A 24,878-nucleotide genomic window follows, 5' to 3' on the forward strand; every position below is an offset into this window, starting at 1 on the left:
TTTTGGTTACCCAAATTCAAGTAATAACTTGAGGACTGTAATATGACTTTGATTAGCGACGTACAACTTGCATGTTCCCGTTTGGCACAACACGGATGGCACTCACTCTTACTACAACATGGCTTAGACATTACGGCGCTCGACCTACAACAAGAACTGTCAAAACCCTTACACATTGATAGAACAATCAAGGGTTTCGAAGACTACTCACACTCTGGTGTACGAGGCATCGAAGCAGGTAAACCTGCTGAAAGTTTGCTCTATCATGCCTTTGCTTCACCTAATGTCATCACCACCGCCCAGGGCACCCAACTGACTGCATTCCCATCAGCCCTTGAAATTGAGCAGTTGCTGAACTTCGTTTACGGTGTTAACCCACCCAGTTTAGAGACGTTGAGGGTGTACGCGGGAACGGCACCCTTGGCGATAGTAGTCTTTGCGTATGAATACCGGCCGCGCCCGGAAACTGTGCATCAGTGTCAGGCAGACCTGTGTTTCTCTCGCACAGGTGTCGCACGAGTAGGCACTGCGCCGGTCTTGTATGATGCCGCACGGCGAGGGTTCCTGCCCTTTGTTGACACGGCTACACAACAGATGCGTGTTACGCCTGCCCGTTATGGCGCGTACCTTGCCATGCAAAATAAAGGAGCGCGCGAATGCTTCGGCCCCATGAACTTTCAAATACCCAGTGACGCCGACTTGGACTTCTGGGTGCCGATACATAAGTTATTCAACGGTAAAGAATGCTTGCTCGACTTGGACTTGACGGTGCATCTGGACAACTACCAGATCAATGAGAAGATCAGGCAAGTGCATACGAGGTTCAACAATACGGGATGGCAAGAACCTGACATCCTGAATTATCCATTTGTAATTACCGAAGGCCTTTGTCATTGGGCCGAGCCAACTGACTTTGGCATGGGGCTTCTGGTCCCGGATGACAAGGAACGACTGGTCGAGCTGGCCTACTATCAAGAGCGACCATTATCATTCACGATGCCGTCGGGTACGGGGGGGTTGGTGCATGGTCGCCATCGAGTACATGACGACGGATCAATCGAAGACTTGAACAATGTCGAAGGTGTTGATGCAATCGTCAAGCAGGGAGGGTATCGCGCCTTGCACTATCAGGACGCAATGGCAGACGGTTGGGTGCACGCGCGCTGTCCGCAACTGGAGTCCTGCGGACTGGACAAAGATAGCGTTGCGGCCTACTCGATTATCGGTGCCCCCGACTTCTTCCCTCTATGTGGACAGCGCGAACTGAAGGTTTGGTCAAGTGATCCGGATATTTTCCCCTGTCCGACACCTCCGTGCCCCGAGGTTTGGCATACACGCGTCAATCCCCTGTCGGATGTCCGTTTCCCGATCAACCCGACGCTTGCGGGCGGCCACTTTGCCGATGGAGACCGCACCGCCACTGCAATTGTCTCCTTACCCCTCGATGCATCAATGGCTGTTACGGCTCAGGCGGTGCCTGAGGTCGGTTTGGCTCAACGTCAGTCCTATTTACCCGACTTCGCCAGTGGCGTGTTCGGACCTGGCTGGGAGGTTGGCAGGGGCTTGATCGATAAGCCTTTTACCAACGTACTAAACGGTTACATGCTCGCCAGCCCCTTTACAGAAGATGCCCGGATTTGCGCAGCGCTGGGTTCCTACTGGCCAGGCGTAGCACCCGATTCAACCCGTACATTTGAGCCCCGTTCCATCGCTTCGACAGTCATCCCCTTAACAGACACAGAGATCGGCCTAACGGGCGAGACCTCCTGGGACGGCCTGACAGGTCCCGTTCTGGTTGATTACGATGGGCGTCAGGTTGTCCAGTATCAGTCCTACGAATACAGCGACTACACCGGGGCTGCATTGGCCGGGCAACTGTCATCGGCAATCACTGGGCAAGTCGGGACTCAGCAATACCACCAACGGGTCCTGGCAATGCGTCGGGCATATCACGCTGTGGGAGCGGGGACCGATAAAGCGCTACGAACGCTATGGCCCGTACTTTCTTTCTCTTTGGTGCAATCAGCAGACGAGGGTCTGCAAGCAGCACAGCAGCAGGCAGGCCACCTTCTGGAAGGTGAGGTGATGTATTTTTTCCTCTACAAACACGGCGCAATCATCACGCCATCGGATAACTTCAAGCGGCGTTATGTGGAGATTGAAGCGCGAGTGCAATTGTATGTCAGTCAGACCGCCCTATTAATCAAGCAAGACGAGACGTTGTGGCGTTTACTTGATGAATCGTTTTGACGTGATTGTTGTAGGGGCCGGGCCGGCCGGCTGTGCCACTGCGATCGCGTGCGCACAACGCGGGATGCGCGTGGCACTGCTCGAACGGGCTACATTCCCGCGACACCGGCCCGGTGAAACCCTTCACCCGGCCATCGAGCCGCTGCTTGCCCAGTTGGGGATGATGCCCGATCTGAGCGAGCAGCCTTGTCTACGACATGAAGGGCACTGGGTACAGTGGGACGCAGCGCCGCGTTTCATCAAGTTCGGTGGTGATGCTGCTGGCCCTTGGCGAGGTTTCCAAGTCCAGCGAGCATCCTTCGATGCTCAACTCGTGAAACAGGCCTGTGTGTTGGGTGTAAAGATAATTCAGCCTTGTTTAAATCCAACGGTGATTCGTGAAGGCAACAGGGTCACCGGTGTGAACGTCATGTCAGACCGGCTTATGGCAACCTATGTTGTCGATGCCTCGGGGCATCACGGATGGCTCAGGCGCCAACTGCCGATTCAGTGGCTGGAATTTTCGCCGATCCTCATTGCGCGCTATGGCTATTACCAAGGCGACCTTGAGCTTGTTAATGACGCACCGCGACTTATCGCGAACAAGGACGGTTGGCAATGGATCGCACGCGTCGACAACCACCTCCTCCACTGGACAACGTTGAGCTTTCACTTAAACAGCAAACTGGCAGCCGGATCGCCCGAGACACTCAAGCATTTAACACCTGCGGGTCCGGTACGCGGCGCCGAAGTGTCTTGGCGCCTGTCCAATGTTCCCATGGCAGCCGGTTATGTACTCGTAGGTGATGCTGCTGCAATATTGGATCCGGCATCATCGCACGGTGTGCTCAAAGCGCTAATGTCCGGCATGCAAGCGGCCCAAGCCATTGCCGACAGCCTCGCGTGGCCAAGTGGCGAACACGTCGTACACAACCATTATAAAACCTGGCTGCACAATCAGTTCAACACCGACGTCGATGCCCTGCGCCAGTTCTATCGCGTGCATCCTTACCCTCCGGCATGGGTTTGATGAACGGTAGAAGTCGCCGTTAGACTCACCCAATACGTCGCCTGACCCACCGCTATCGCAGCCTCGCTGGAGCTCGACAGCTCCCACAAGGTTAGATATTCATCACTTACTTTTCCCACTCGGCCTTGGGAATCAGCAAGCCATGGTTACCGTTGTACGCCGCACGCGCAGGCGACCTCCAACCCTCCAGCAACGCCTCATCCAATCGGTAGATTTCCACCCCCAGCGGGCGGCATACCGTCAGCGGGTCCTGGGCATCCGGGCCCCACATCGGCAGCGACAGATCGCCGCCCGGGCAGGTGGACAACGCACACAGCAAGTCGATCTCGGCAAAGAACTCCAGGTAGTCACCTTGCTTGGCCGGGCACGCCTTCATGAAGTACATATCGTCGTGATTCAGGCCCGTGCACTGGAAGATGTTCAATACATCGTGCACATCAAACTCGGTCAGGCCATGGGGCAATACGGCGCGGGTCAGGTTGGAATGGCAATGGTGATGGAAGTCCTCGCCGGTCAGCATCTTGTTCACATAAGGATCACAGCGCGTACCCAGCAGGTCATGCAGGCGCCCGCCATGTTCATCGATGCCGTAGCCGGCCAGGCTGTCATCGGTGATGGTGACCATCGGCCGCAGAAACGGCAGGTTCGACCACAGGCGGTCATAGGTGCTGACATGCGCGCCTTGCAGTTGGCGGGTGCGGGCCGCCCACATACGCTCGCGCGGATCATTGGCATTCCACACGTTGAAATCACCGACCTGGGGGCCGATCGGTGTGGTCACGCGGAACACATGGCCAGCCGGCACTTTCCAGGCGCGACCGGTACGGATCGGCACTTCGAACTGCTCGATCAGGGTGCGCCCTGCCCCGGACTCGCGCACACGATCATAAAACGCCTTGTCGACCTGCAAGGCAGCGCCTTTGCTGACTTGGTAGGCGGCGGGATAGTCCTTGTACATGGGGGATCCTCCATTGCAGGGTTTTGCAAAACCATACAAGCGGGCTTGCCCTAATGCCAGTCAGTTAAGCGGATTCTGCTTTCTGTAGGAGCGAGGGGGACGCCTAGTTCTTGCTCGCGAAGGACATCAACGATAACGCGTGTTTGCTAGGTAAACGCGGCGCTCTCAAGTTCTTCGCGAGCAAGCTCGCTCCTACAAGGGGGGGCGTCGTCAGTTGAACTCGCCAGAAACTTCGGACCACAGGCTGACCTTCTGCCCGCGATTCTTGAAGAACTCGATTTCACGCTTGATCCCCGAGCTCAGGTCCCAACCCGGCAGGTCGAGGATGATCAGTTCCTCCATCATCTCCATGAACAGCGCGTCCACCGGCGCCCACAGCTTGCCGATGGTTGCACTGTCCTTGCCTTCAAACGCCAGGTTGATCGGGTGCGACATCGACACCTGACTGAACACCCCATGGCCTGACTCGATGATCGAGGCCGCCACCTTGTTGCACTGGATAAAGCGCTCATGGGTGACCGACGCATCGGCATGGCTGTAGGGGCAGGCCAGAAAGATCTTTCTCATTGTTACCTCAGGGCAATGCAAGGGCTCGCGCCCTTGCGGGGGTTAAAGAGTTAGCGTCAGACCGCCTGGGCTGCGGGCACGCCGGATGCTTGGGCCTCGTCGCGCTCACGCTCCTGTGCTTCGTAGCGCTGAGCGGCAGGCACGGAGATCTTGATCGCGATTGCCACGGCGAGCAGGCCGCCAAACAGCTTGGCGAGCAGGATCGGCATGATCAGCGTCGGCTGGAAGTTCGCGGTAAAGGCCAGGTGATCACCGATGGTGGCCTGCGCGCAGACGCCCAGGGCCACACACAAGACCTTGTCCCGGGCATTCATTTTCTTGAACAGATGGTAGACCGCGATGATATTGGCAAACACCATCACAAACGCCGCCGCGCCATTGGCCGACAACCCGATGTGCCTGCCGAGTACTTCCATGGGCTTCTTGCAGTAGCGGTTGAACAGGTAGCAGATCGGGAACGTACCGGCGAGCATGATGCCGATGTAGCCAGCAATCTCGATGGCGCGGAACAGTTCCTTCTCGTCGGCGAACATCGGATCGAAGCCCCACACGCCGAAGTTTTTCATGAAGAAGCCAGTGAAGTGCTCGACGATGGCCAGCGCCAGGACGATCTTGATAAAGGCGTCCATCAATTTGCCGAACACCAGGAACCCGGCCACCATCCACGAGGCCCGGTAGCGCAAGCCGGCAGCCAGCAGGAAGCAGAACACAAACAGTGGCGCGAGCAAGCGCACGCAGTCGACAAAACCCAGGCTCAGGTAATGCAGGGCCGGCGAGGTGGTGGACACGATGTCACGCACCGGCAGGTTGAAGGCGGTGATCATCATCAGCGACGCAAGCACGGCAAACGGGATGCTGATCAACCCGGCCATGGCCCCCAGCGCCAGGTACTTGTGGTCCTTGCGTTCGAGCATCATCAGCCCGACCGGGATCAGGTAGACGATGGTCGCGCCGGAGGTGTAGCCGACGATCATCGCGGTGATCCACATGTCGCGGTTCGCCGCCAGGGCGTCGGCGAGCTGGTAGCCGCCCATGTCCACGGCGATGATCGACAGTGCCGCAATGGAGACGTCAGAACCCATCGCACCAAAGTACGGCCCCAGTGCGACCTCGATGAATTTAGACAGGTATGGAATCGCCACCATGATGCCCGCCTGCGCCAGGAACACCGGGCCGATGGAGTGGATGCCGTTGACAAACTCCTTGCCCAGGCCACTGTCCGGCTTGATCACGGAGGCAAACGCGCCGACCACCGCGCCGATCATGATCAGATAAATAACGTAGTTCCCGAATTCCGCCATTACTTTCGCTCCATCTGTACTGAATCAATTGTTGTTGTAGGAGTACGCCCCAGTCCGGTCGCTCCATTGGCCAAACGTTGGCACCCATGAGTGTTTTACCGCCTCATTTACGGCGCTTTCACACCCTATTACTAACCACTTCCCATGCCAATCGTGTGTTTATTGTGGTTTTGCGGGTTAAACACACTGGAATCGGTCAATTCTATTGCGTAATCTCTAGTCATACCTTTCAAGGCAGCGGACTCTACGGCCGTGAACGGCAAACGCCAATACCAAGTTCACACCACCGGCGCTGGCGCCCAAGCACCCCAACACGCGCTGCCCCGGCATCATTTGAGTGCCTCGGTAACAGCACTGCGCACCTGTGGCGCATTCACGTAGCATCAAGAGGATGACTCCCATGCGCCCCAATGAAAGACGCCAACATATCCTTGAGCTGCTACGCCAGCGTGAACGCATTTCGGTCGACGAGTTGGCGCGCACGCTCAGCACTTCGCAGGAAACCATTCGCCGCGACCTCACGGCCTTGGCCGAAGAAGGCCAGGTCACCAAGTTCCACGGCGGTGCCTCGCTGCCACCCAGCGGTGAACATGAGAACGCGTTCCAGATCCGAATGAATGAATTCTCCCAGGAGAAACGTGCGGTGGCGCGGTTCGCCGCCGGGCTCTATGCGCCGGGCGACAGCCTGTTGATCGATACCGGTACCACCACTCTGTTTTTTGCCCGTGAACTGGCAAAGCTCAACCGCATCACTGTCATCACCAACTCCTTGTTGATCGCCTCCGCCATTGGCACCAGTGGTAATCGCGTATTCATGATCGGCGGCGAATACCGCCCCGAATCGGAACAGAATATCGGCGCCCTGGCCATGGAGCAGATTGCACGCTTCAACGCCGAACATGCCGTGGTCACGATTGGCGCCCTGAACACCGACGGTGCCTTCGACTTCTCCATCGAAGAGGCCGAAATCACCCGCGCCATGATCGCCCGCACGCGCTACCTCACGGTCATTGCCGACTCCTCGAAAATGGGCAAACACGCACTGTTCCAGGTATTTCCCCTGGAGCGCATCGATCGCTTGATCATCGACCGCAAACCCCTGGGCGAGCTGGCCAAGGCCCTGGCACAGGCCCAGGTTGAAGTACTGGAGGCCCCTGCCCTGACCCGGCCTGAATGGTGACCGGTCAGCGCCAGTCGCGGCAACGGGTGACCGCATCGCTGAACGAGGCACGCCACTGCCGGGCTTGCTCGGCACTGACTTTGGGGTGAAAGGTGGTACTGGTGTTACGCGGCGGCTTGAGCGCCACGCCAATACCTTTGGCTGCCAGCGCCGCGCAGCCAAACGCAGTCAGTTCATCAAAACGCTGGGTGACAATGCAACGCTGCAAGGCATCGGCGAGAAACTGCGCGAAATACGGGCTGCGCGCCAAGCCACCATCGATGGACAGGTGATCGGTCACGCTGAGAAATTCGTCCATCGCCGTGATCACTTCAACACTGCGCAACGCCACGCCTTCGAGCACCGCCTGACACATATCCTGGCGCGTGGTGCTGCCATTCATGCCCACCCACAGGGCCGCCGCACTGCGATCCCAATGCGGGCAGGCCAACCCGGACAACGCCGGCACAAAGGCCAACTGTCGACCAATCGCCGGCGGCTCGTCGAACGCCGCCAGCTCCGAAAAGTCGCTGAACAAACCGAGGCGCCCGGCCCACTCCACTGCCGAACTGGCATCGTAGACACCACCGTCCATGGCATAAGTGGGCTTGCCGTCGATCTGCCAGGCAATGGTCGCCAACAGGCCCTTATCCGGCGCGCGGATGATCTGCTCGCCGGTCAATGTCAGGGCAAACGCCCCGGTACCGAAGGTGATCTTGGCGTCGCCCTCATTGCGGCAGCCATGGCCATACAGTGAGGCTTGCTGGTCAACAATCGAGGCGGTAATCGGCGTAGCGCCGATCTCACCAAAGTGCCCGACGGTGTCGCGGATCTGCGGCAACGTTTCCATTGGCACGCCAAACAGCTCGCAGAGCTGGCTGTCCCACTGCCCGGTCGCCAGGTTCATCAGCGAGGTGCGCGAAGCGGTGGTGACGTCAGTGGCGAAGACCCCGGTCAGGCGGTCGAGGAAATACGCATCGGTGGTGCCCAGGCGCAGCCTTCCGGCCCGCAAGGCGCTCTGCGCGGCCGGCAGATTGCGGATGATCCAGGCCAGCTTGCTCGCCGAAAAGTATGGATCCAGGGGCAACCCCGCACGCTCCAGGGTCAGGGCCTCGCCGCCATCACCACGCAGTTGGGCGATCTCGGCCGAGGTGCGATTGTCCTGCCAGACAATGACCGGCGATAACGGCTCACCGGTCTTGGCGTCCCACGCCAGGCAACTCTCGCCCTGGTTGGCCAGGCCGATGGCATCTACCCGGCCGGTGGCCTCCAGGCAACGCTGCAGGTTATTGAGCAACTCCAGCGGGTCGTGCTCCACCCAACCGGGGTGGGGATGATGCTGCTGGTGGCGTAACGAGAGCTGGATATCAGCAGACCCATTTTGGCTCACCACCAACACACGGGTGCTGGTAGTGCCTTGATCGAGCGCGGCAATGCGCATAGTGAAGACTCCTCGGCAGGTCTTGTTATTGGCCGACAAAGTCGACTTCGAGTTGCTGTACGCCCTGGGGCAGGTTCAGGCTGGCGATGGGGATCAGCAGCCTGCGCTCGGGCAGCGAACTGCCGGCGCGCGACCAGATTTCCTTGCCATCGGCCCGCACCACCAGGCGCCCTTTCACCGCACGGCTGACACGCAGTTGCAGGTGCTGCATGCCCACCACAGAAGAGTTGCTCAAGCACTGCGGCACGCACAGTTTCAAATCGCCCTTGCAGGCAATCTCGATACTCGGCGTGGCAGCCGGCAACTGCCCCTGCAGATCGCGGGCGATCATCGTAGCGATCTTATGACCTTCGCGAAACGACCAACCTGCCGTCTCGACGGGGCGCAACAGATTACCTGCGGCAAAGTAGGCCGGGTCGCTACAGCGCCCGTATTGATCGATATACGGGCCGCCGCTTTTCGGGTCGAGCCGCAAATCGCTCAGGCGCACCAGGCTGGATTCGGGGGTGAACTGGCCGGTGAGCAGCACGCCGTCACAGTCGAAGGTCCTGGTCTGCCCGTCGGCCAGGCGCACCGTCGCGCCCTCCACCCGCCCGGTACCGTGGATTTCCAACAGCTGCGCGCCGAAATGCATCGGCACCCCGCACAGCCGTGGGAACAGCGACAGCGGCCAGCGCGCCGTGGCCCGAAGATTGGCTTCGATCATCGCCACCGGCTTGATCCCCGCGCGTCGGCAACTCATGACGGCCGACAGGCTGACCAGTTCGGTACCGACAATCAGCGGGCGCTCAAAGGGCTTGAGGTGTTCCAGGTACAGATAGGATTGGAACGCACCGGTATTGATCACCCCCAACGGGCGATCGCCGCCCAGCAGGCGTGCCGAGCGTGGCGTTTCCCGCGCACCGGTGGCGATCAGCACCCGGCGTGCCTGGATCACCTGGGCGCCGTCAGGGCTCACCACCTCCAGGCGCCCGCCCTGGCCCATCTGCGTCACCGAGTGTTTGACGCGGATCTGCACCCCCGCCTTCAACGCCTGCGCGACATTTTTGCGCGCATACGCAGGCCCCGTGTAAATCCGGCCATATTCGCGCAAGCCAAAGGGTGGATGCCCACAATGACGCGGGATGCCGCCAGCTTCGGGATCACGTTCGAGCACCACGACCTTGTCGACACCCAGCTTGCGCAGGGTCATCGCCGCCGACAGCCCCGACGGCCCGCCACCGATAATCGCGACATCAATGTTTTCGACTTCAATGGGCTTCATGACAAACACCTGTTGCAAGGGGAATGGCCAGGTGGCCAGCGCTCAGCTCGGCTACCCGCGCCCCACAATAAAAACCCTGGCAGCGCCCCATGCAGGCCCGCGTACGGCGCTTCAACCCACCCAGGTCACCGGGCGGCAGCGCGCTGGCCAAGGCATTCTCGATTTCCCGTAGCGTTACCATTTCACAATGGCACACGATTTCGCCGTAGCCCGGGCGCTGGTAATCGCGCGGTAGATGTTCAGCGAGGTTAGGCAGCGTCGGCCATTGCAGGATGGGTGCGGGAACCGGTGTGTGCTCGCGCTGATAGAGGCTGAACACGTGCCGGGCAATGCCCAGCGCTGCCGTCAGGCCGGTGGAGCGGATGCCTCCTACGCTGATCCAGTTCTTACCTTCGACCCGCTGCACCCGATACTCTTTCTTTTCCGTGGCCGGCCGCAGCGCGGCATAGGTGGCAGTGACCGGCATGCCTTCGAGTGCTGGAATACGCTCGACTGCGGCATCCACCAACTGGCGCAACACGTCGCTGTCGAGGCCTGCGTGCAGGCGGTCTTCCTGCTCTTCAGCGGTAGGCCCCACCAACAGGTTGCCGTAGACCGTGCGAGTGAGGACGATACCCTTGGTGCGCTCATTGGGCACCGGCAGGATGATATTGCCCAGATAGCGCGCGGCCGCCTTATCGAACACCACGAACTGACCTTTGCGCGGATGAATGGAGAAGCTCGATGCACCCAGCAACTGTTGCTCCAGCACATCGCCGAACAACCCGGCGCAATTGATGATCGTGCGCCCCCGCACAAACCCGTTGGTGGTCTCCAGGGCCCAGAGTTCGCCATCAAAATAGCCGCCGTTGACCTCGGTGTTGAACCGCACCTGCGCCCCATGCATCATCGCCTGGAGCAGGTAACCCAGGGGCGCTGACCACGGATCGATAAGAAACTCGCCAGGCACCTCGACCGCCCCCAACGCGTTGTGCGCCAGGTTCGGCTCCAGGGCACGCACCCGCTCGCGGCCGATCAGGTTGACATCGGCAATCCCGTTGGCGTGCGCCTGCTCGACAATGCCTTGCAGCTTGCCCAGGTCATCCTCGTTCCAGGCCACTACCATCGCACCGGTCTTGAGCAGCGGCAGCGACATCTTCTGGTGGATCTGCAGGTACTCCTGGTACCCGTCCTTCATGCATTGCAGCTCCAGGCTACCGGTTGGCGCATCGAAGCCCGTGTGCAAGATCGCGCTGTTGCCTTTGCTCGCCCCAGACAGGATATCCGGGCTTTTTTCCAGCAACAGCACCCGCGCGCCCTCCAGGGTAAAACGCCGGACCATCGCGCATCCCACCACGCCACCGCCCACAACGATGACGTCGTAGATACCGCTCTGATTCGGGAAGGGTTTCGTCATGATCAAGCCTATGGGTGAAGTGAGCGCATGTATTGCCTTGGAGGGGTGCAGGGCATATGCCACTGACCGAACCGGGGTTGGAATGACCGATTGGCCATAGCCGTTCACTCACTGCCCAAGGGCTCTGCGGCAGGGCAAGCATCCTCAGCCATGCAGACATCTAATGTTTATTGCTATCCGGCCTTTAAACACAACGTGGAAAAGGCTGACCGATTCGTTGCGCACAGAACTGATCCTGTCAAAAAGGCGTTACTGTGGATTCGATCAACACACATAAAATCGCTACATAAATACACAACCACTTAAAAATGGTTACCTTTAAATACCTTAAGGCATAACCAAGACCGATTCCCCAAGGCCATATCGCGCTCATCCACATCTGTTCAGTCAAAAAAACCAAGTAAATGTGACCGATATAAAAAATTAACCCTATAAACCCCGCTTATTGACGACGCGGAACCGTCTTTCTGCGGCGCCTCCTAGAAAAACGTTGAAAGGGCCGGTTCTGAGACCGAGGCTCCCTCGCCCATTGCAGCCGTCAGTCAGAAACAACTAGAATAAGATTAATTCCCACTTACGAATTTTTCGCATGAAACCAGCCCAGCCCGCCGAAGCCGCGACGCTTGAAGCCCTGTACCGCGGCTACCACGGCTGGCTGCTGAGTTGGCTGCGCCGCCGTGTGGATTGCTCCCATCACGCCGCCGATGTAGCGCACGACACGTTTATCCGCCTGCTGTCGGCCGGGCCTTACGTCGCGCCCCGCGAACCGCAGGCCTACCTTGCCACCGTGGCCCGTCGTTTATTGATGGACAAGAATCGCCGGCGTCGCCTGGAACGGGCTTATCAGGACGAACTGGAACGCTGTGCCCAGTACCTCGACCAGGCGCCCTCGCCCGAGCAGATTTTGCAAGCGGTGCAGGTGCTGGAGGCGATTGACCGGGCCTTGGCGCGAATGAAGCCACGGATTCGCGAAACCTTTATCCTGCGTCACCTCGATGGCCTGGACCAGGCACAGATCGCCGAGCGCCTCGGGGTTTCGGTGCGCACCGTACAACAAGACCTGGTGGAAGCCCTGCTGGCCTGCGATGCGTGCGCCCAGCCATGACCCCGGCCATCCTGCGCCAGGCCGCCGAATGGCTGGTCCGCCTCGACCATCAGCCCGACGCCGCCAGCCAACAGGCCTTCCATGCCTGGTTGGCCGCCGACCCGCAACATCCCTTGGCTGTTGCGCGCTTGCAGGGCCACCTGTCACCCCTCAAACAAGCCCCGGCCCGTGCGGCATTGCGCCGGGCGCGCCAACAGCCGAAGGCGATCAAGGGCCTGGCACTGGGCCTGTTAATCGGCTTGCTCGCCCTGCCGGTCTATCAGTACAGCCAGCGTGGTTATCTGTTCGCCGACCTCAGCACTGCCAGTGGCCAGTGGCAGCAACAACGCCTGGACGATGGCAGCGCACTGCAACTGGACGGTGGTTCGGCCGTCGATCTGCACTTCGATGCCAACCAGCGCCGTGTGCGCCTGCTGCAGGGTGAATTGCTGGTGGATGTGGCCAAGGATGCCCGGCGCCCGTTCTATGTCGATACCCCGCAAGGCAGCATTCGGGCGCTGGGCACGCGTTTTATCGTCGAACGCAGCGGCGATGCGACGGTGGTCAGGATGCTTGAATCGTCCACCCGCATCGACAGCGGTACACAACAACTGACGCTCAACCCCGGCCAGCGTGTGCGCCTTGAGGCAAGTGGCCCGGGGCGCGTGGAAGCATTCGATGCCCGCGCCCACGAAGCCGCCTGGGATACCCATCAACTGTTGGCCAGCGACGAGCCCCTGGCCGATGTCCTGGAGCGCCTGGGCCGTCATCGCAGCGGCCTGTTGCTGTTCGATCGCCAGGCCCTGCACGGCTTGCGGGTCACGGTGATGCTGCCGTTCGACGACCCGGCGCGGGCCTTGCGCCTGCTCCAGCGCACATTGCCGATCGAGATCAGCAGCTACACCCCATGGGTCACCCGTGTGTCTTTGAAAAAACAGCGCGAATAATTCTCAATAAAGTCTGCGTGTTTTCAGTTCTGCCGCGTCCTTTTCTTGGCCAACATCCAAAGGAGCAGCGATTCCATGTCTTCCACCCCGTCCCCCCGTGCCAGCCTGCTGCTGGCCAGCCGCTTGTTGTTTGGCTGCCTGCCGCTGGCACTGCCAGCCATTGCCTGTGCGCAGCAACAGGTCCAGGCCTTTGACATCGCCCCAGGAACCCTCGGCGAAGTCCTCGGCCGTTATGCCCAGGCCGCCGGCACGCCGATTGTGTTCCAGTCGCAACAAGTGGCCGGCCTGAACAGTGCTGGCCTGCGCGGCAGCTACAGCGTGGCGGAGGGCTTTGCCAAGGTCCTGGAAGGCACGGGCTTCACGGCGCAGGCCAGCACCGATGGCTACCAGTTGCAGGCACTGACCGAGGCCAGCGGCACCCTGGCGCTGGCGGCCACCGAGATCACGTCGAACCAGTTGGGCACAGTCACTGAAGGCACGGGTTCCTACACCCCAGGCACCATCGCTACCGCCACACGCATGGTTCTGACGCCCCGGGAGACCCCACAGTCGATCACCGTGATCACCCGCCAGCACATGGACGACTTCGGCCTCAATGCCATTGACGATGTGATGCGCCACACGCCTGGCATCACCGTCTCGACCTATGACAGCGAGCGCACCAACTATTTTGCCCGTGGGTTTTCCATCGAGAACTTCCAGTACGACGGTATCCCGACCCTGCGCAACTCGGCCTACTCGTCCGGGCAAACCCTCACCGACATGGCGATCTACGACCGCGTGGAGATTCTCAAGGGCGCCACCGGCCTGCTGACCGGTGCCGGCGCGCCGGGCGCGACCCTCAACCTGATCCGCAAAAAGCCGACCCGTGACTTCAAGGCCAGTGTCGAACTGGGCGCCGGCAGCTGGGATAACTATCGCTCCCAGGTCGACGTCAGCGGCCCGTTGACCGAGCGCGGCAACATCCGTGGGCGGGCCGTGGCGGCCTATCAGGACAAGCATTCGTTCATGGAACGCTACCAGCGCAAGACCAGCGTGTACTTCGCCACCCTGGAAGCAGACCTCGACGACGACACCTTGCTGACCGTGGGCGTTGACTATCAGGACAACGACCCGCAAGGCTCGGGCTGGTCCGGTAGCCGCCCGTTATTCAACACCAACGGTGACCGTATTGACGTCAAGCGCTCGTACAACAACGGCGCCAAGTGGAGCCGCTGGGAACAGTACAACCGTGGCGCATTCGCCACGCTGGAACGCAGCTTCGCCAACGGTTGGGTGGCCAAGGCGCAACTGACCCACCAACTCAGCGGTTACTACGCGCCCCTGGGTTCGATACAGAGCGCGCCCAATCCCACCACCGGCCTGTCTACCGTCTATGCCAACAAGTTCACCGGCCAGACCCGCGCCAATGCCGCCGATGTCTACGTCAGCGGCCCATTCAACCTGCTGGGACGCGAGCATGAGCTGGTGGTCGGCGGCTCGGCCTCCAGCTCCCACTGGAAAGGCAAGGACTATGGCAGCCCCAAACACCCCAACGGCAATGTGGTGGACTTCTGGAACTTCGACGGCAATATTGCCGAACCTGACTGGGGCGCACCCACCTACATCAACGACCTGACCACCCGCCAAAGCGCGGGCTACATGAGCGCACGCTTCAACCTGACCGACCCGTTGAACCTGTTCCTCGGCGCCCGCGTCGCCAACTACAAATTGCGTGGTACCGACGACTCCACGGAAACCGGGCGGCTGGTGCCCTACGCGGGCGTAACCTACGACCTGAACGAAAACTTCACCGCCTATGCCAGCTACACCGATATCTTCATGCCGGAAAGCTACAACCGCGACCGCAACAACAAACTGTTGGAACCCTCCGAAGGCAAGAACTACGAGGGCGGTTTAAAGGGTGAATTCTTTGGCGGCCGACTCAATACCAGCCTGGCCTATTTTGAAGTCCACCAGAGCAACCGAGCAGAAGCCGACTCCGAGTACAACGCCGCGCCGACCAACCCATCATTGGGTTATGCCTCCAAGGGTATCGAAGCCAAGACCAAGGGTTTTGAGGCCGAAATGTCCGGTGAACTGGCGCCCGGCTGGCAGGCCCAGGCAGGTTACACCCACAAAATCATCCGTGACGAGAGCAGCAAGAAAGTCTCGACCTGGGAGCCGGAGGACCAGCTCAGTTTCTACACCACCTACAAACTCCAGGGCCCACTGGACCGCTTGACCGTGGGCGGCGGTGCGCGCTGGCAGAACCGCAGTTGGCAGGAGCTGTACAACCGCTACAAGGGCAAGAATGAGGAGTTTGCCCAGCAAGCCTACTGGCTGGTGGATGTGATGGCGCGTTACCAGGTCACTGAGAACCTGTCAGCGACGTTGAACCTGAACAATGCGTTCGACAAGAAGTACTACACCAACATTGGGTTCTATAACACCGCCTACTACGGCGACCCGCGCAATGTGATGCTTACCACCCGCTGGAATTTCTGATTCACCGACCTGGAGCTGTCGACAGGCGTTGCTTGAAACATAAGGCAAAAGCCTATTGACAGAACGAGGGAATCATCTTGGGGCAAACAACTACTCATAGCTCATGCCATGGCAGTTGTTTACCCCAAGACCTCTCCTCGATTCCTCAGGCGGCAACCCTTATGAACAGTGTTTCCAATCACATGACTGCGCAACCTCGCCCATTCTGCGCACCAAACTCTCTCTCGCCACAGCCGCCCTCCCGGCCCAAACGTGAAGCCCCGGCCCCATCAGAATCAACCGAAAGCGCTCGCACCCAAGGCGATCGCGAGTTAGCCATGGCGTATCACTCGGCACTGCTCCTGGCCGCCAATCGCGAAAGAAATGTCACGATCAACACTATTGCTCCCGACTCCACATTCGGCCAATGGTGGGCCCAGCTGAAAGAGGCTTTTCACTCACCCGAAGTCCGTCAGTGGATTGAAGATAAAGGCATCAACACAGGGTCGATCACACTCAACCCGGAGTCAGGCCAGATCTCTTTCAAGCGTCAACGCCACCTTGATCCCGAACAGAAGCGATTCACCGTCGGGCAAGACGACTGGCAATGGGCTGCAATCAGCGGGCCTATCCTCCAGGCCGGACGAGTCCTCTCTGCAGGCCGCGCCGACACTACGTTCACCCCACCTGCAACCGATCTCGATCAACCGGTTCCATATGAGTTGATCGGGCATTTTTATAAAGAACAGCCGAACCTTACGCAGCCTTCGATGCGCCAGCGTGCGGTGGAAATTGACCGCAACCAGGGTTTTACAACACTCGATCCGAGCACCTTTGCAAGTTTGATTAAATCGCGCAGCGAGGACGCACTTCAAAACCAGAAAGCTTATTTGGGCGACATTTACGATCGACACCAAGCCAGCGCCGAGCTCCGTCACTTGGCAACGTCAGTGGAGGGTGGCATCGAATATGCCGGGCAAATCAAGGATGAACTGAAGAAGAGGATGATTGATCTGTCCCTGGACAGCACCTATCAGGCAACCACCCACCCCCCATCGAACAGGGTCAGTCTCCTGCAATTCATTGAAGATCATGGTTGGGATATTCCCGACCATCATGAGCAACTGGTGAATCTTGCGAGCGCCCTCTCCACTCCCACACCCAAGGCACCCGTCAATGGCAACCTGGGTGGCGCACTGACCTGGCCCGCACCGCTTGAGCAGGACAGCCTGGAGCAATTGAAAGCAGATCTGCGTACAGGCACGTTAGGCGCCATAACACTCCTCCCCTTTAACAGGGTTCTGGATTATCTGCTTGATGGCCGGCCCATCTCTCCTGAAGAGCAGAGTAATCCACGCGTGTTGATTGATACCCTGGTCAATTCCCCCAGGGGCAAGGCACTGGGTCAGGCCATCCAGGGCACATTCGAGGCGCGCAGTGTTAAAGGCAGCGCTGCTGACTGGCTACTGGCGGCCTTGAACGTGGAGAACGACGGCCGTACGAGTGACCAGACGAAAAATCAATCACACGGCGAGATTCAAGGTTACCGATTGGTCTCGCCTGACAATACGGGTAAATCCCCCTCAACGATCATCAAGGAACTGGTCAATCACCTCGTCGCCAAAGGCATAGCGTCGTCCTCCGAAAAAGCTGCGGTCCAGGCTCATCTTTTGCTGGCCAATCGGGCGCCAGCGTTCCTGGTCAAGGGCATTCCGAATCAGGTAGTCGTGGGCACCCACAGTTGGGTCAGCCTTGTCACGGCGACCGCCCGCATAGAAGCAAAATCGCCTGGAGCAACTGCGGCGATGAGCTACACGCAAATCATGCTCGAAGCCGGTGTTGCACCGATCACTGATGAAGAACGTCGTGTTGAATATGCGGCCCAAAACGAGGCAATCAAAGACTGGGGGGTCGCCAACGGCTTGAGCTACCCCGTAGATAAAGTCGCCTTGAATGCCGTCCGCGAGGCGTTCAATGCACAAATCCGCGAGCTGAAAGAGGCTTCCGAAACGCAACTCCCAGGCATGCCCACGACCCAAAATATTGCACTGGAACAATTGAAGAAAGCTCTGCCGGAGATGGACCCAAAACTGTTCACCCAAAAATGCATTACCTCGAAACCCTCCAGCAGGTTTTTTCCGGGGCCTTACTCGATACTGGATATGTATATTGATGGTCGTGGGCTGCGCGGAACACCTGACTCGGCTGATAACTGGGGAGAGCCCGGCCGTCACCTTATAAAGTCCGTTACTTCTGGGGCCGTCGATCTTCCTCCTGATGGAAAACCGGCGACATGGGTCGCCTCATCGGAGGCTATCAACATCAACGATGTCATGACAAAGCTTCAAAAGCTGCCACGCCCGCTGGACGCATTTAATGAGACCTTTGCGGGCTATGCCAAAGCTGTCAAAAAAGCTACGTCAGCACAACTCAAACTCCTAATTTCGAAACTGCCACTGGAAGACCGGAAGAACCTGGAGTTCGGCAAACTAACCATCCGTAAAGAAATCAAATACCTCAGAAACGATCACCCCACTCGCGTTGAACCAGGCGTTCTACTGGTCAAGACCGAACGCAACGGCAACGTCATGACGTACGCAATCGATCGTTTGAAGGGTACTGTGACCAGGCAACCCAACCAGAATTATAAGGAGTATGCCCCGAGCAGCAGCTTTATGAGTTCCTCAGGCGGTAAAAGATTCGATGTGGTAAAACCTGCAGGTCAGTACTCGCCTGAAATAACGAATGAAAATAACGCTGCACAGGGCGTACCTAATAGTTTCAGCAGTGCCAGAACTCAATATATTGTTGATGCCATGATCACGGACATGGACCTACCAGCGGTAGAACGATACGCCAAAGGGGCAACGACCTTTGACACTGAAGTACCGACCTATAAGATACTTGAAGAAATTGCGCTGAGTTTGATCCCACTCAGATCAGCCATAAAGAATTTTATAGAGGGGAAAGTTAGTGACGGCCTTATCGACCTGGCCTTTGACATCTTCGGTTTTGCAGTTGGCCTGGGTGCCGCTGCCAAGGGCGCCAAGGCCTTTGCCGTCGGAGCATCGGCACTTTCAAAAGTAGGCCAAGTCGGCAAAATTATAGGCCGGGCGGCGGTGGGCGCACTTAATCCACTGGGCGGAATTGATGACCTGGCACGTGGTGTTGTATTTGTCGGGCGTAAGGCCCTGCACGGGGTCAAATACCTACGCGGCTCTTACCGCAGTCTCAATCTGCTGGAGTTGGCAAAAAAGTCTGATATTGCCGAAGGCACCTACAAGGCAACCAATAGCGCACGTGAAAGCAAAACCTTGGCTAAGTTCGATGAGGCAAGCAATAAATGGTACGCCTTTGATCCGCGTACAAAATTAGCATACGGTAAACCGCTGGATAACTTTGTCGTGGCCACTCCCAGGCTAAACGATCCCGACAGCCTGTATACAATCGGTAGCAATGATGCAGTAAAGACCGCGAGTCAGCAGCACGGCCTGGCGGCAACCGGTACATTCAAGATTGGACAAGAGACGATTGAAGGTAATGTCGTCATGTTTCAAGGCAATTGGCATCAGTACGACGCGTTGAAGAAACGAGCCTTTGGTCCCCCACTAAGCGATTTCAAACCGAGCCGGGTGGCGGCCAATGGTGAGGTCAAATCACTCCACGCCGACTTACTGGATTATGAAGTCAAGCATATAGATCCGGACGAGCTAAAGATCAGGGGATTGCAAGGCAATATCTATGTGGGCCGGAGTAACAAGGAGTATGTAAAAGTTAATGGGAAGCTTTATTCCTCGCACTTGAAAGAGGGTCAACGAGTCATCCGTCATGCCAGGGGAGCAGGCCCGGACATACCCATCAAGGATCTGGGCCCTTCTGGATGGGGTCTCGCCTCAAGAGAAAATCGTTTGCTGGGAGGAGCAGGCAACGCCCCAACGCCCTGGAAGCTCGGCGACACTACTTATGTGGCACCGATGGACGATATTAAAGCAGCAGCGGGTTCTAACCCCCCGTATACGCTCAACTATCTGGGCGTGGACCACACTGTCATCTTCGACAGCTCCATCGGGGGATGGAAAGCGGCCAATATCTCTGTCGGCATCGAAAATCAAGGCCAGAATTACTTCTGGAGAGTCGGTAAGAACAAATGGCAACGGGGAACATTCAAGGAACTTAAAAACGCTAAGAAAATCGACTCCCACAGATTCCAATTTATTGATGTCTCCCCCTCGACAATTACAAAAATTCCGATAGATGCGAGGCCTTTGCCCAAAGAACTCCACTATTTCTGGGCAGGTCAGGACGTACCCACCCACCTTATAGAAAACATGGCTAACAATGCAGCCAAAACATCAGGCTATAAATCCATTTTGCATGTAGATGCCGACACCCCAGCCATTTTTCAACAAATAAAAAGCAAATTAGAAAAAAAGGCCCCTGGTCTGACGATAATGGACCTCAATAAAGACGACGTTTTTAAACAATTGAAACAGAGTGAACTGTACGATTATTTTCGCCAAGGGCAAGGAAAAAATCTTGCAGCAGCGTCGGACGTCGCACGTTATCCCATCATGAATAAATACGGGGGCATTTATCTTGATACCGACGATATCATTCAATCCGACATCGGCAATGCTTTATTAAACGCGGGTTCTAATGACATCCTGCTCAGCAAACCTGTTGCGCACAAGCTTACTGAATACCGGCCATTCTACAATACCAGTAATTTTGCAACACAGCCTGGCAACCCTGTGATTACAGATATAATCGCAGAAATGAACGAGCGGTTTTCCGCCAACAAATCCTACTTTGCCGCCAATCGCCCCGTCGCCACGAGGGGCCCCGATGGAAACGTTTTATATACTTCTGCGTTCGACGCCTATGAGGGAAAAATTTTTGAGACCGTTGGCCCCAATCTATTTAATGACATCCTAAAGAGAAAAAGGCCTGACATGTATGAGCTGGGTTTCGATGGCATCACTAAAGAATCAAAAATCGTTGACAACAAGCTCGTCGCATCCGGACCCACTGTCAACATTCTAGCCACCACACGAAAATTTTACACAAACAAGGGAATCGCTCCTCCCGACCTCTTGGGTTTACACATAAAAGCAATGAAAGAGCACTATCTTGCACTTTCCCAGAAATTCAACATCAAGATTGGCGCCGAACACTCTTGGATCAATACAAGATGAGAAGTCAGTGGGTAACCTGCAAAAACCTTAATAACCCGCCACCACCCACCGCACCTTCAGTAAAGCCGCCCGCAGCGCACTTTTGTCCACTGAGCCCAAAGCCAGTCGAACAGCATGGGGCACCAGCGTCGACACGCAAAACGGCTCAGCCGTGGAGACCGAGATATTCTCCCGGGCCAGCGCCATGACGATCTGATCCGCCCGCGTATCCTCTCCCAATGGCAACCATAAAAAGTACGACGATGGATGAGCGATGTAGTCCAGCCCCACCAATACTTCTGTCGCCAGTGCCTGCCGGGCCTGGGCGTCCTGGCGTTTTTGCGCCTCCAGTTGCAGCACAGTGCCGTCGTCGATCCAGCCCGCAGCGATGGCCGTCATCACGCCGGGCGCGTTCCACACGGTGGCCATGATCGTGCGCTCCAGCGCCGGCACCCATTGGGCCGGCGCAACCACAAAACCAACCCGCAGGCCGGTGGCGACACTTTTGGACAAGCCGCCCACATACACCGTGCGCTCCGGCGCCAATTGTGCCAGCGGTGGCGGTGCGTCTTCTGCGAGGAAGGCATAGGCGGCGTCTTCGATCAGGATCAACTGATGCTTGCGAGCGATGCACACCAACTGCTCGCGCTGCTCAAGCCCCAGCACCCAGCCCAGGGGGTTGTGCAGGGTCGGCATGCAATACAGTGCCCGCACAGATCGGTGTCGACACAGTTGCTCAAGGGCAGCAAGGTCAGGGCCGGTCGGCGTGACCGGGATCGCGACGATCTCCAGATGCAACGTTTCGGCCAGCACCTTGAAACCGGAATAGGTCAACGCATCCACGGCAATCACATCGCCCGGCTTGAGCATGGCCATCATCGCCACCGTTAATCCATGCTGGGCACCGCTGACCACCAGTACCTGTTCAGCCTCGACCGTGAGCCCGCGATGCAACAAGTGCCGCGCCATTGCCGCCCGCTCATGGGGGCGCCCGGCATGGGGCTGGTAGCGCAGCAATGCCTCCAGGTCACCGGACAACGCCAGTTGGCGCAACGCCGTGCGCAACAGATCGGCCTGGCCGGGCAAGGACGGGTAATTGAAATTAAGGTCCACCATGCCCGCCGCCACGGCAATCTGCCCGACGCCCTGCCCTGGCGACAAGGAAATTTCCCGCACAAAGGTGCCGCGCCCGGTCTCGCCACTGACCAGACCCATGGCCTCCAGCTCGCTGTATACCCGGCTGGCCGTCACCAGGGCCAGGCCATGGGTCGCGGCCAATTGGCGATGGGTAGGCAAGCGGGTGCCGGGCACCAGGGTTCCTGCACGGATATCCCTGGCAAAGGCATCCACCAACGACTTGTAACGGGCACGGGGCATGGGCGATGTATCCATGACAATTTTTTGATTGTCATCATCTTCAACCCTAGGATGCCCAAAACACAACCCATCCCTAGCGAGCCTTCCTGACATGGAACAGACTTCCCGGTTGATCACTCCAGAACGCAGCAGCCACGGCTGGATCAATGGCTTGATCGGCGTACTGATTTTCAGCGGATCATTGCCCGCCACCCGCCTGGCGGTGCTGGAATTCGAGCCGGTCTTCCTGACCGTGGCCAGGGCCAGCATTGCCGCCGTGCTTGGCCTGGCGCTGTTGTGGTTGTTCAGGGCGCGGCGTCCGGCAGCCGACCAATGGTGGCCGTTGCTGATCGTCGCCTTTGGCGTAGTTATCGGCTTCCCGTTGTTGACCGCACTGGCCTTGCAGTACGTGACCTCTGCCCACTCCATCGTGTTTATCGGCTTGCTGCCCCTGGCCACCGCCGTGTTCGGTGTACTGCGTGGCGGCGAGCGGCCGCGCCCGGTGTTCTGGCTGTTTTCAATCCTTGGCAGCCTGCTGGTGATGGGTTACGCGTTTGCCCAGGGCCTGAGCGCCGCCCCCGCTGGCGACCTGTTGATGCTATTGGCCGTGCTGGTGTGCGGGCTGGGTTACGCCGAAGGGGCCAAGCTGTCGCGTACCCTCGGCGGCTGGCAGGTGATCTGCTGGGCATTGGTGGTGTCGCTGCCGGTGGTGGCGCCATTGACCTTTATCCTCGCCCCCGCCTCCTTCGAAGGGATCAGCCTGCCGGCCTGGCTGAGCCTGGGCTATGTGTCGTTGTTCAGCATGTTGATCGGTTTTGTGTTCTGGTACCGCGGGCTGGCGCAAGGGGGGATTGCTGCGGTCGGCCAGTTGCAGTTATTGCAACCGTTCTTCGGTCTGGCACTGGCCGCGACCCTGCTGCATGAACAGGTCAGCCTGGGCATGCTGGCGGTGACCGTCGCGGTGATTGCCTGCGTGGCCGGGGCGAAGAAATTTGCGCGCTAGGCGTGCCCGCCATTAGTCTCTGGGGTTGGCCCAAAACAATAAGGATCAACCATGCACAGCCCTTCCCTGCAAGACACCACTGCGCCGGATGGCGTCTGTTACGGCTGCGGCCCGAGCAATGCCCACGGGCTGCACATCAAGAGCCGCTGGGATGAGGACGGCGTGCATATCGTCGCCGAGCATCTGCCCGACGCCCAATACTGCGGCTGGCCCGACCTGGTCTACGGTGGCCTGATCGCCATGTTGGTCGATTGCCACTCCAACTGGACCGCCATGGCCTATCACTACCGCGCAGAACAGCGCACACCCGGTGAGCTACCGCGCATCAACTGTGTGACCGGCAACCTGGGCATCAAATTTATCAAGCCGACTCCGATGGGCGTGCCACTGATCCTGCGCGCCAGGGTCGAGGGTGAGGTCGGGCGCAAGAGCCGCGTGGTCTGCGAGGTGTATGCCGATGGTGTGCTGACGGCAATTGGCGATTCGATCTTCGTGCGGGTCGATACCGGGCACCTGGCCGATGCCGCCCATGGCCGACAAGCCTGACAATGGTCTACATTCAACGCCACATGCCCAAAAGAGGAGCTTGCCGATGACTCGCCTGACCGCCAAAGACTTCGCCCCGCAACTGCTGGAACTCTACGACGGCTACGCCCATGGCAAGATCAACCGTCGCGAGTTTCTCGACCGTGCGGCCCTGTTCACCTTTGGCGGGCTGACCGCCTCGGCGCTGCTGGCCTCCCTGAGCCCCAATTACGCATTGGCCGAGCAGGTGAAGTTCACCGACCCGGACATCGTCGCCGACTACATCACCTACCCCTCGCCCAAGGGCAACGGTTCGGTGCGCGGCTACCTGGTACGCCCGGCCAAGGCCGAAGGCAAACTGCCGGCGGTGGTGGTAGTCCACGAAAACCGAGGGCTCAATCCCTATATCGAAGACGTCGCACGGCGCCTGGGCAAAGCCGGGTTTATCGCCCTGGCGCCCGACGGCCTGACGTCGGTGGGCGGTTACCCGGGCAATGATGAAAAAGGCGTGGCGCTGCAACAGACCGTCGACCCGACCAAGCTGATGAATGACTTCTTCGCCGCCATCGAATGGCTGATGAACCACGACACCAGCACCGGCAAGGTGGGTATCACCGGCTTCTGCTACGGCGGCGGCGTGACCAATGCGGCAGCGGTGGCCTACCCGGAACTGGGCGCAGCGGTGTCGTTCTACGGGCGCCAACCTGATGCCAAGGACGTGCCGAAGATCAAGGCGCCGATCATGTTGCACTTTGGCGAGTTGGACACGCGAATCAACGAAGGCTGGCCGGCTTATGAGGCTGCCTTGAAGGCTGCTGGCACGACCTATGAAGGGTTTATCTACAAGGGTGCCAACCACGGTTTCCACAACGACTCGACCCCACGCTACGACGAGGCTGCCGCGAACCTGGCCTGGGAACGCACGTTGGGTTGGTTCCGTAAATACCTCGTGTAATTGCCAGCGATAGCGACTTCACG

At 58.5% G+C, this 24,878-nt stretch carries 17 protein-coding genes; 10 read left to right on the top strand and 7 right to left on the bottom strand.

Translation table 11 applies throughout. The annotated features are described in order from the left end of the window. The first annotated feature begins 42 nt into the window (after positions 1-42). Positions 43-2,250, top strand: a complete 2,208-nt coding sequence (locus H097_RS14925) for a hypothetical protein (RefSeq protein ID WP_032860647.1) — start codon at positions 43-45, stop codon at positions 2,248-2,250. After that, positions 2,237-3,259, top strand: coding sequence for an NAD(P)/FAD-dependent oxidoreductase (locus H097_RS14930; protein ID WP_032860648.1), 1,023 nt, complete (start codon positions 2,237-2,239; stop codon positions 3,257-3,259). The genes H097_RS14925 and H097_RS14930 overlap by 14 nt, the downstream gene beginning before the upstream one ends. A 106-nt stretch (positions 3,260-3,365) precedes the next feature. On the opposite strand, the gene H097_RS14935 is transcribed toward H097_RS14930, so the two are convergent. The 3 genes from H097_RS14935 to eutH all read right to left on the bottom strand — a co-directional run bounded on the left by H097_RS14935 (position 3,366) and on the right by eutH (position 6,085). Next, the gene (locus H097_RS14935) at positions 3,366-4,217 is read right to left on the bottom strand and encodes a DUF1989 domain-containing protein (protein WP_032860649.1); all 852 of its coding nucleotides are present in this window, start codon (positions 4,215-4,217) and stop codon (positions 3,366-3,368) included. Positions 4,218-4,427: 210 nt separating this feature from the next. Continuing rightward, a complete protein-coding gene (locus tag H097_RS14940) occupies positions 4,428-4,784 on the bottom strand; it encodes a DUF1937 family protein (protein ID WP_032860650.1) in 357 nt (118 codons plus the stop codon). Between the two features lie 56 nt (positions 4,785-4,840). Beyond that, complete coding sequence (gene eutH / locus H097_RS14945) at positions 4,841-6,085, bottom strand: ethanolamine utilization protein EutH (protein WP_032860651.1); 1,245 nt, start codon at positions 6,083-6,085, stop codon at positions 4,841-4,843. Positions 6,086-6,485: 400 nt separating this feature from the next. On the opposite strand from eutH, the gene H097_RS14950 reads away from it, so the two are divergent. Continuing rightward, a complete protein-coding gene (locus H097_RS14950) occupies positions 6,486-7,265 on the top strand; it encodes a DeoR/GlpR family DNA-binding transcription regulator (protein WP_032860652.1) in 780 nt (259 codons plus the stop codon). 4 nt (positions 7,266-7,269) lie between these two features. On the opposite strand, the gene H097_RS14955 is transcribed toward H097_RS14950, so the two are convergent. From H097_RS14955 to H097_RS14965, 3 genes are read right to left on the bottom strand one after another with little or no spacing between them, the layout of a single operon-like run. Further along, positions 7,270-8,685, bottom strand: coding sequence for a glycerol kinase (locus tag H097_RS14955; protein ID WP_032860654.1), 1,416 nt, complete (start codon positions 8,683-8,685; stop codon positions 7,270-7,272). A gap of 25 nt (positions 8,686-8,710) precedes the next feature. After that, entirely contained in the window at positions 8,711-9,949 is a 1,239-nt protein-coding gene (locus H097_RS14960; protein ID WP_032860655.1) for an NAD(P)/FAD-dependent oxidoreductase, read from the bottom strand. Further along, complete coding sequence (locus H097_RS14965) at positions 9,936-11,345, bottom strand: NAD(P)/FAD-dependent oxidoreductase (RefSeq protein WP_032860656.1); 1,410 nt, start codon at positions 11,343-11,345, stop codon at positions 9,936-9,938. The genes H097_RS14960 and H097_RS14965 overlap by 14 nt, the downstream gene beginning before the upstream one ends. A gap of 589 nt (positions 11,346-11,934) precedes the next feature. Here H097_RS14965 and H097_RS14970 point away from each other — a divergent pair. The 4 genes from H097_RS14970 (at position 11,935) to H097_RS14985 (ending at position 21,037) form a co-directional block, all read left to right on the top strand. Continuing rightward, complete coding sequence (locus tag H097_RS14970; protein WP_032860657.1) at positions 11,935-12,450, top strand: sigma-70 family RNA polymerase sigma factor; 516 nt, start codon at positions 11,935-11,937, stop codon at positions 12,448-12,450. After that, a complete protein-coding gene (locus H097_RS14975) occupies positions 12,447-13,376 on the top strand; it encodes a FecR domain-containing protein (RefSeq protein ID WP_032860658.1) in 930 nt (309 codons plus the stop codon). Before H097_RS14970 ends, H097_RS14975 begins: the two co-directional genes overlap by 4 nt. Positions 13,377-13,451: 75 nt before the next feature. Continuing rightward, the gene (locus H097_RS14980; protein ID WP_082445596.1) at positions 13,452-15,863 is read left to right on the top strand and encodes a TonB-dependent siderophore receptor; all 2,412 of its coding nucleotides are present in this window, start codon (positions 13,452-13,454) and stop codon (positions 15,861-15,863) included. A 161-nt stretch (positions 15,864-16,024) separates the two neighbouring features. After that, entirely contained in the window at positions 16,025-21,037 is a 5,013-nt protein-coding gene (locus H097_RS14985; protein ID WP_032860659.1) for a glycosyltransferase, read from the top strand. A gap of 27 nt (positions 21,038-21,064) precedes the next feature. On the opposite strand, the gene H097_RS14990 is transcribed toward H097_RS14985, so the two are convergent. Then, positions 21,065-22,393, bottom strand: coding sequence for a PLP-dependent aminotransferase family protein (locus H097_RS14990; protein WP_032860661.1), 1,329 nt, complete (start codon positions 22,391-22,393; stop codon positions 21,065-21,067). A 91-nt stretch (positions 22,394-22,484) separates the two neighbouring features. Here H097_RS14990 and H097_RS14995 point away from each other — a divergent pair, with 91 nt between their 5' ends. Genes H097_RS14995 through yghX form a run of 3 tightly spaced genes read left to right on the top strand, consistent with a single transcriptional unit; the run spans position 22,485 to position 24,855 of the window. Continuing rightward, positions 22,485-23,375: a DMT family transporter gene (locus H097_RS14995; protein ID WP_032860662.1), complete on the top strand. Its 891-nt coding sequence runs from the start codon at positions 22,485-22,487 to the stop codon at positions 23,373-23,375. A 51-nt stretch (positions 23,376-23,426) separates the two neighbouring features. Continuing rightward, a complete protein-coding gene (locus H097_RS15000; protein ID WP_032860663.1) occupies positions 23,427-23,921 on the top strand; it encodes a PaaI family thioesterase in 495 nt (164 codons plus the stop codon). A gap of 46 nt (positions 23,922-23,967) precedes the next feature. Next, entirely contained in the window at positions 23,968-24,855 is an 888-nt protein-coding gene (yghX, locus tag H097_RS15005) for a YghX family hydrolase (RefSeq protein ID WP_032860665.1), read from the top strand. Positions 24,856-24,878 lie beyond the last annotated feature (23 nt).

The sequence above is a fragment of the Pseudomonas sp. FH4 genome (genome assembly GCF_000510915.2).
GTDB lineage: Bacteria > Pseudomonadota > Gammaproteobacteria > Pseudomonadales > Pseudomonadaceae > Aquipseudomonas > Aquipseudomonas brenneri.

Excerpts from the sequence above, each read along its gene's own strand:
- H097_RS14925 (WP_032860647.1), top strand. The coding sequence starts at position 43 with ATGACTTTGATTAGCGACGTACAACTTGCATGTTCCCGTTTGGCACAA.
- H097_RS14930 (WP_032860648.1), top strand. The coding sequence starts at position 2,237 with ATGAATCGTTTTGACGTGATTGTTGTAGGGGCCGGGCCGGCCGGCTGT.
- H097_RS14935 (WP_032860649.1), bottom strand. The coding sequence starts at position 4,217 with ATGTACAAGGACTATCCCGCCGCCTACCAAGTCAGCAAAGGCGCTGCC.
- H097_RS14940 (WP_032860650.1), bottom strand. The coding sequence starts at position 4,784 with ATGAGAAAGATCTTTCTGGCCTGCCCCTACAGCCATGCCGATGCGTCG.
- eutH (WP_032860651.1), bottom strand. The coding sequence starts at position 6,085 with ATGGCGGAATTCGGGAACTACGTTATTTATCTGATCATGATCGGCGCG.
- H097_RS14950 (WP_032860652.1), top strand. The coding sequence starts at position 6,486 with ATGCGCCCCAATGAAAGACGCCAACATATCCTTGAGCTGCTACGCCAG.
- H097_RS14955 (WP_032860654.1), bottom strand. The coding sequence starts at position 8,685 with ATGCGCATTGCCGCGCTCGATCAAGGCACTACCAGCACCCGTGTGTTG.
- H097_RS14960 (WP_032860655.1), bottom strand. The coding sequence starts at position 9,949 with ATGAAGCCCATTGAAGTCGAAAACATTGATGTCGCGATTATCGGTGGC.
- H097_RS14965 (WP_032860656.1), bottom strand. The coding sequence starts at position 11,345 with ATGACGAAACCCTTCCCGAATCAGAGCGGTATCTACGACGTCATCGTT.
- H097_RS14970 (WP_032860657.1), top strand. The coding sequence starts at position 11,935 with ATGAAACCAGCCCAGCCCGCCGAAGCCGCGACGCTTGAAGCCCTGTAC.
- H097_RS14975 (WP_032860658.1), top strand. The coding sequence starts at position 12,447 with ATGACCCCGGCCATCCTGCGCCAGGCCGCCGAATGGCTGGTCCGCCTC.
- H097_RS14980 (WP_082445596.1), top strand. The coding sequence starts at position 13,452 with ATGTCTTCCACCCCGTCCCCCCGTGCCAGCCTGCTGCTGGCCAGCCGC.
- H097_RS14985 (WP_032860659.1), top strand. The coding sequence starts at position 16,025 with ATGAACAGTGTTTCCAATCACATGACTGCGCAACCTCGCCCATTCTGC.
- H097_RS14990 (WP_032860661.1), bottom strand. The coding sequence starts at position 22,393 with ATGCCCCGTGCCCGTTACAAGTCGTTGGTGGATGCCTTTGCCAGGGAT.
- H097_RS14995 (WP_032860662.1), top strand. The coding sequence starts at position 22,485 with ATGGAACAGACTTCCCGGTTGATCACTCCAGAACGCAGCAGCCACGGC.
- H097_RS15000 (WP_032860663.1), top strand. The coding sequence starts at position 23,427 with ATGCACAGCCCTTCCCTGCAAGACACCACTGCGCCGGATGGCGTCTGT.
- yghX (WP_032860665.1), top strand. The coding sequence starts at position 23,968 with ATGACTCGCCTGACCGCCAAAGACTTCGCCCCGCAACTGCTGGAACTC.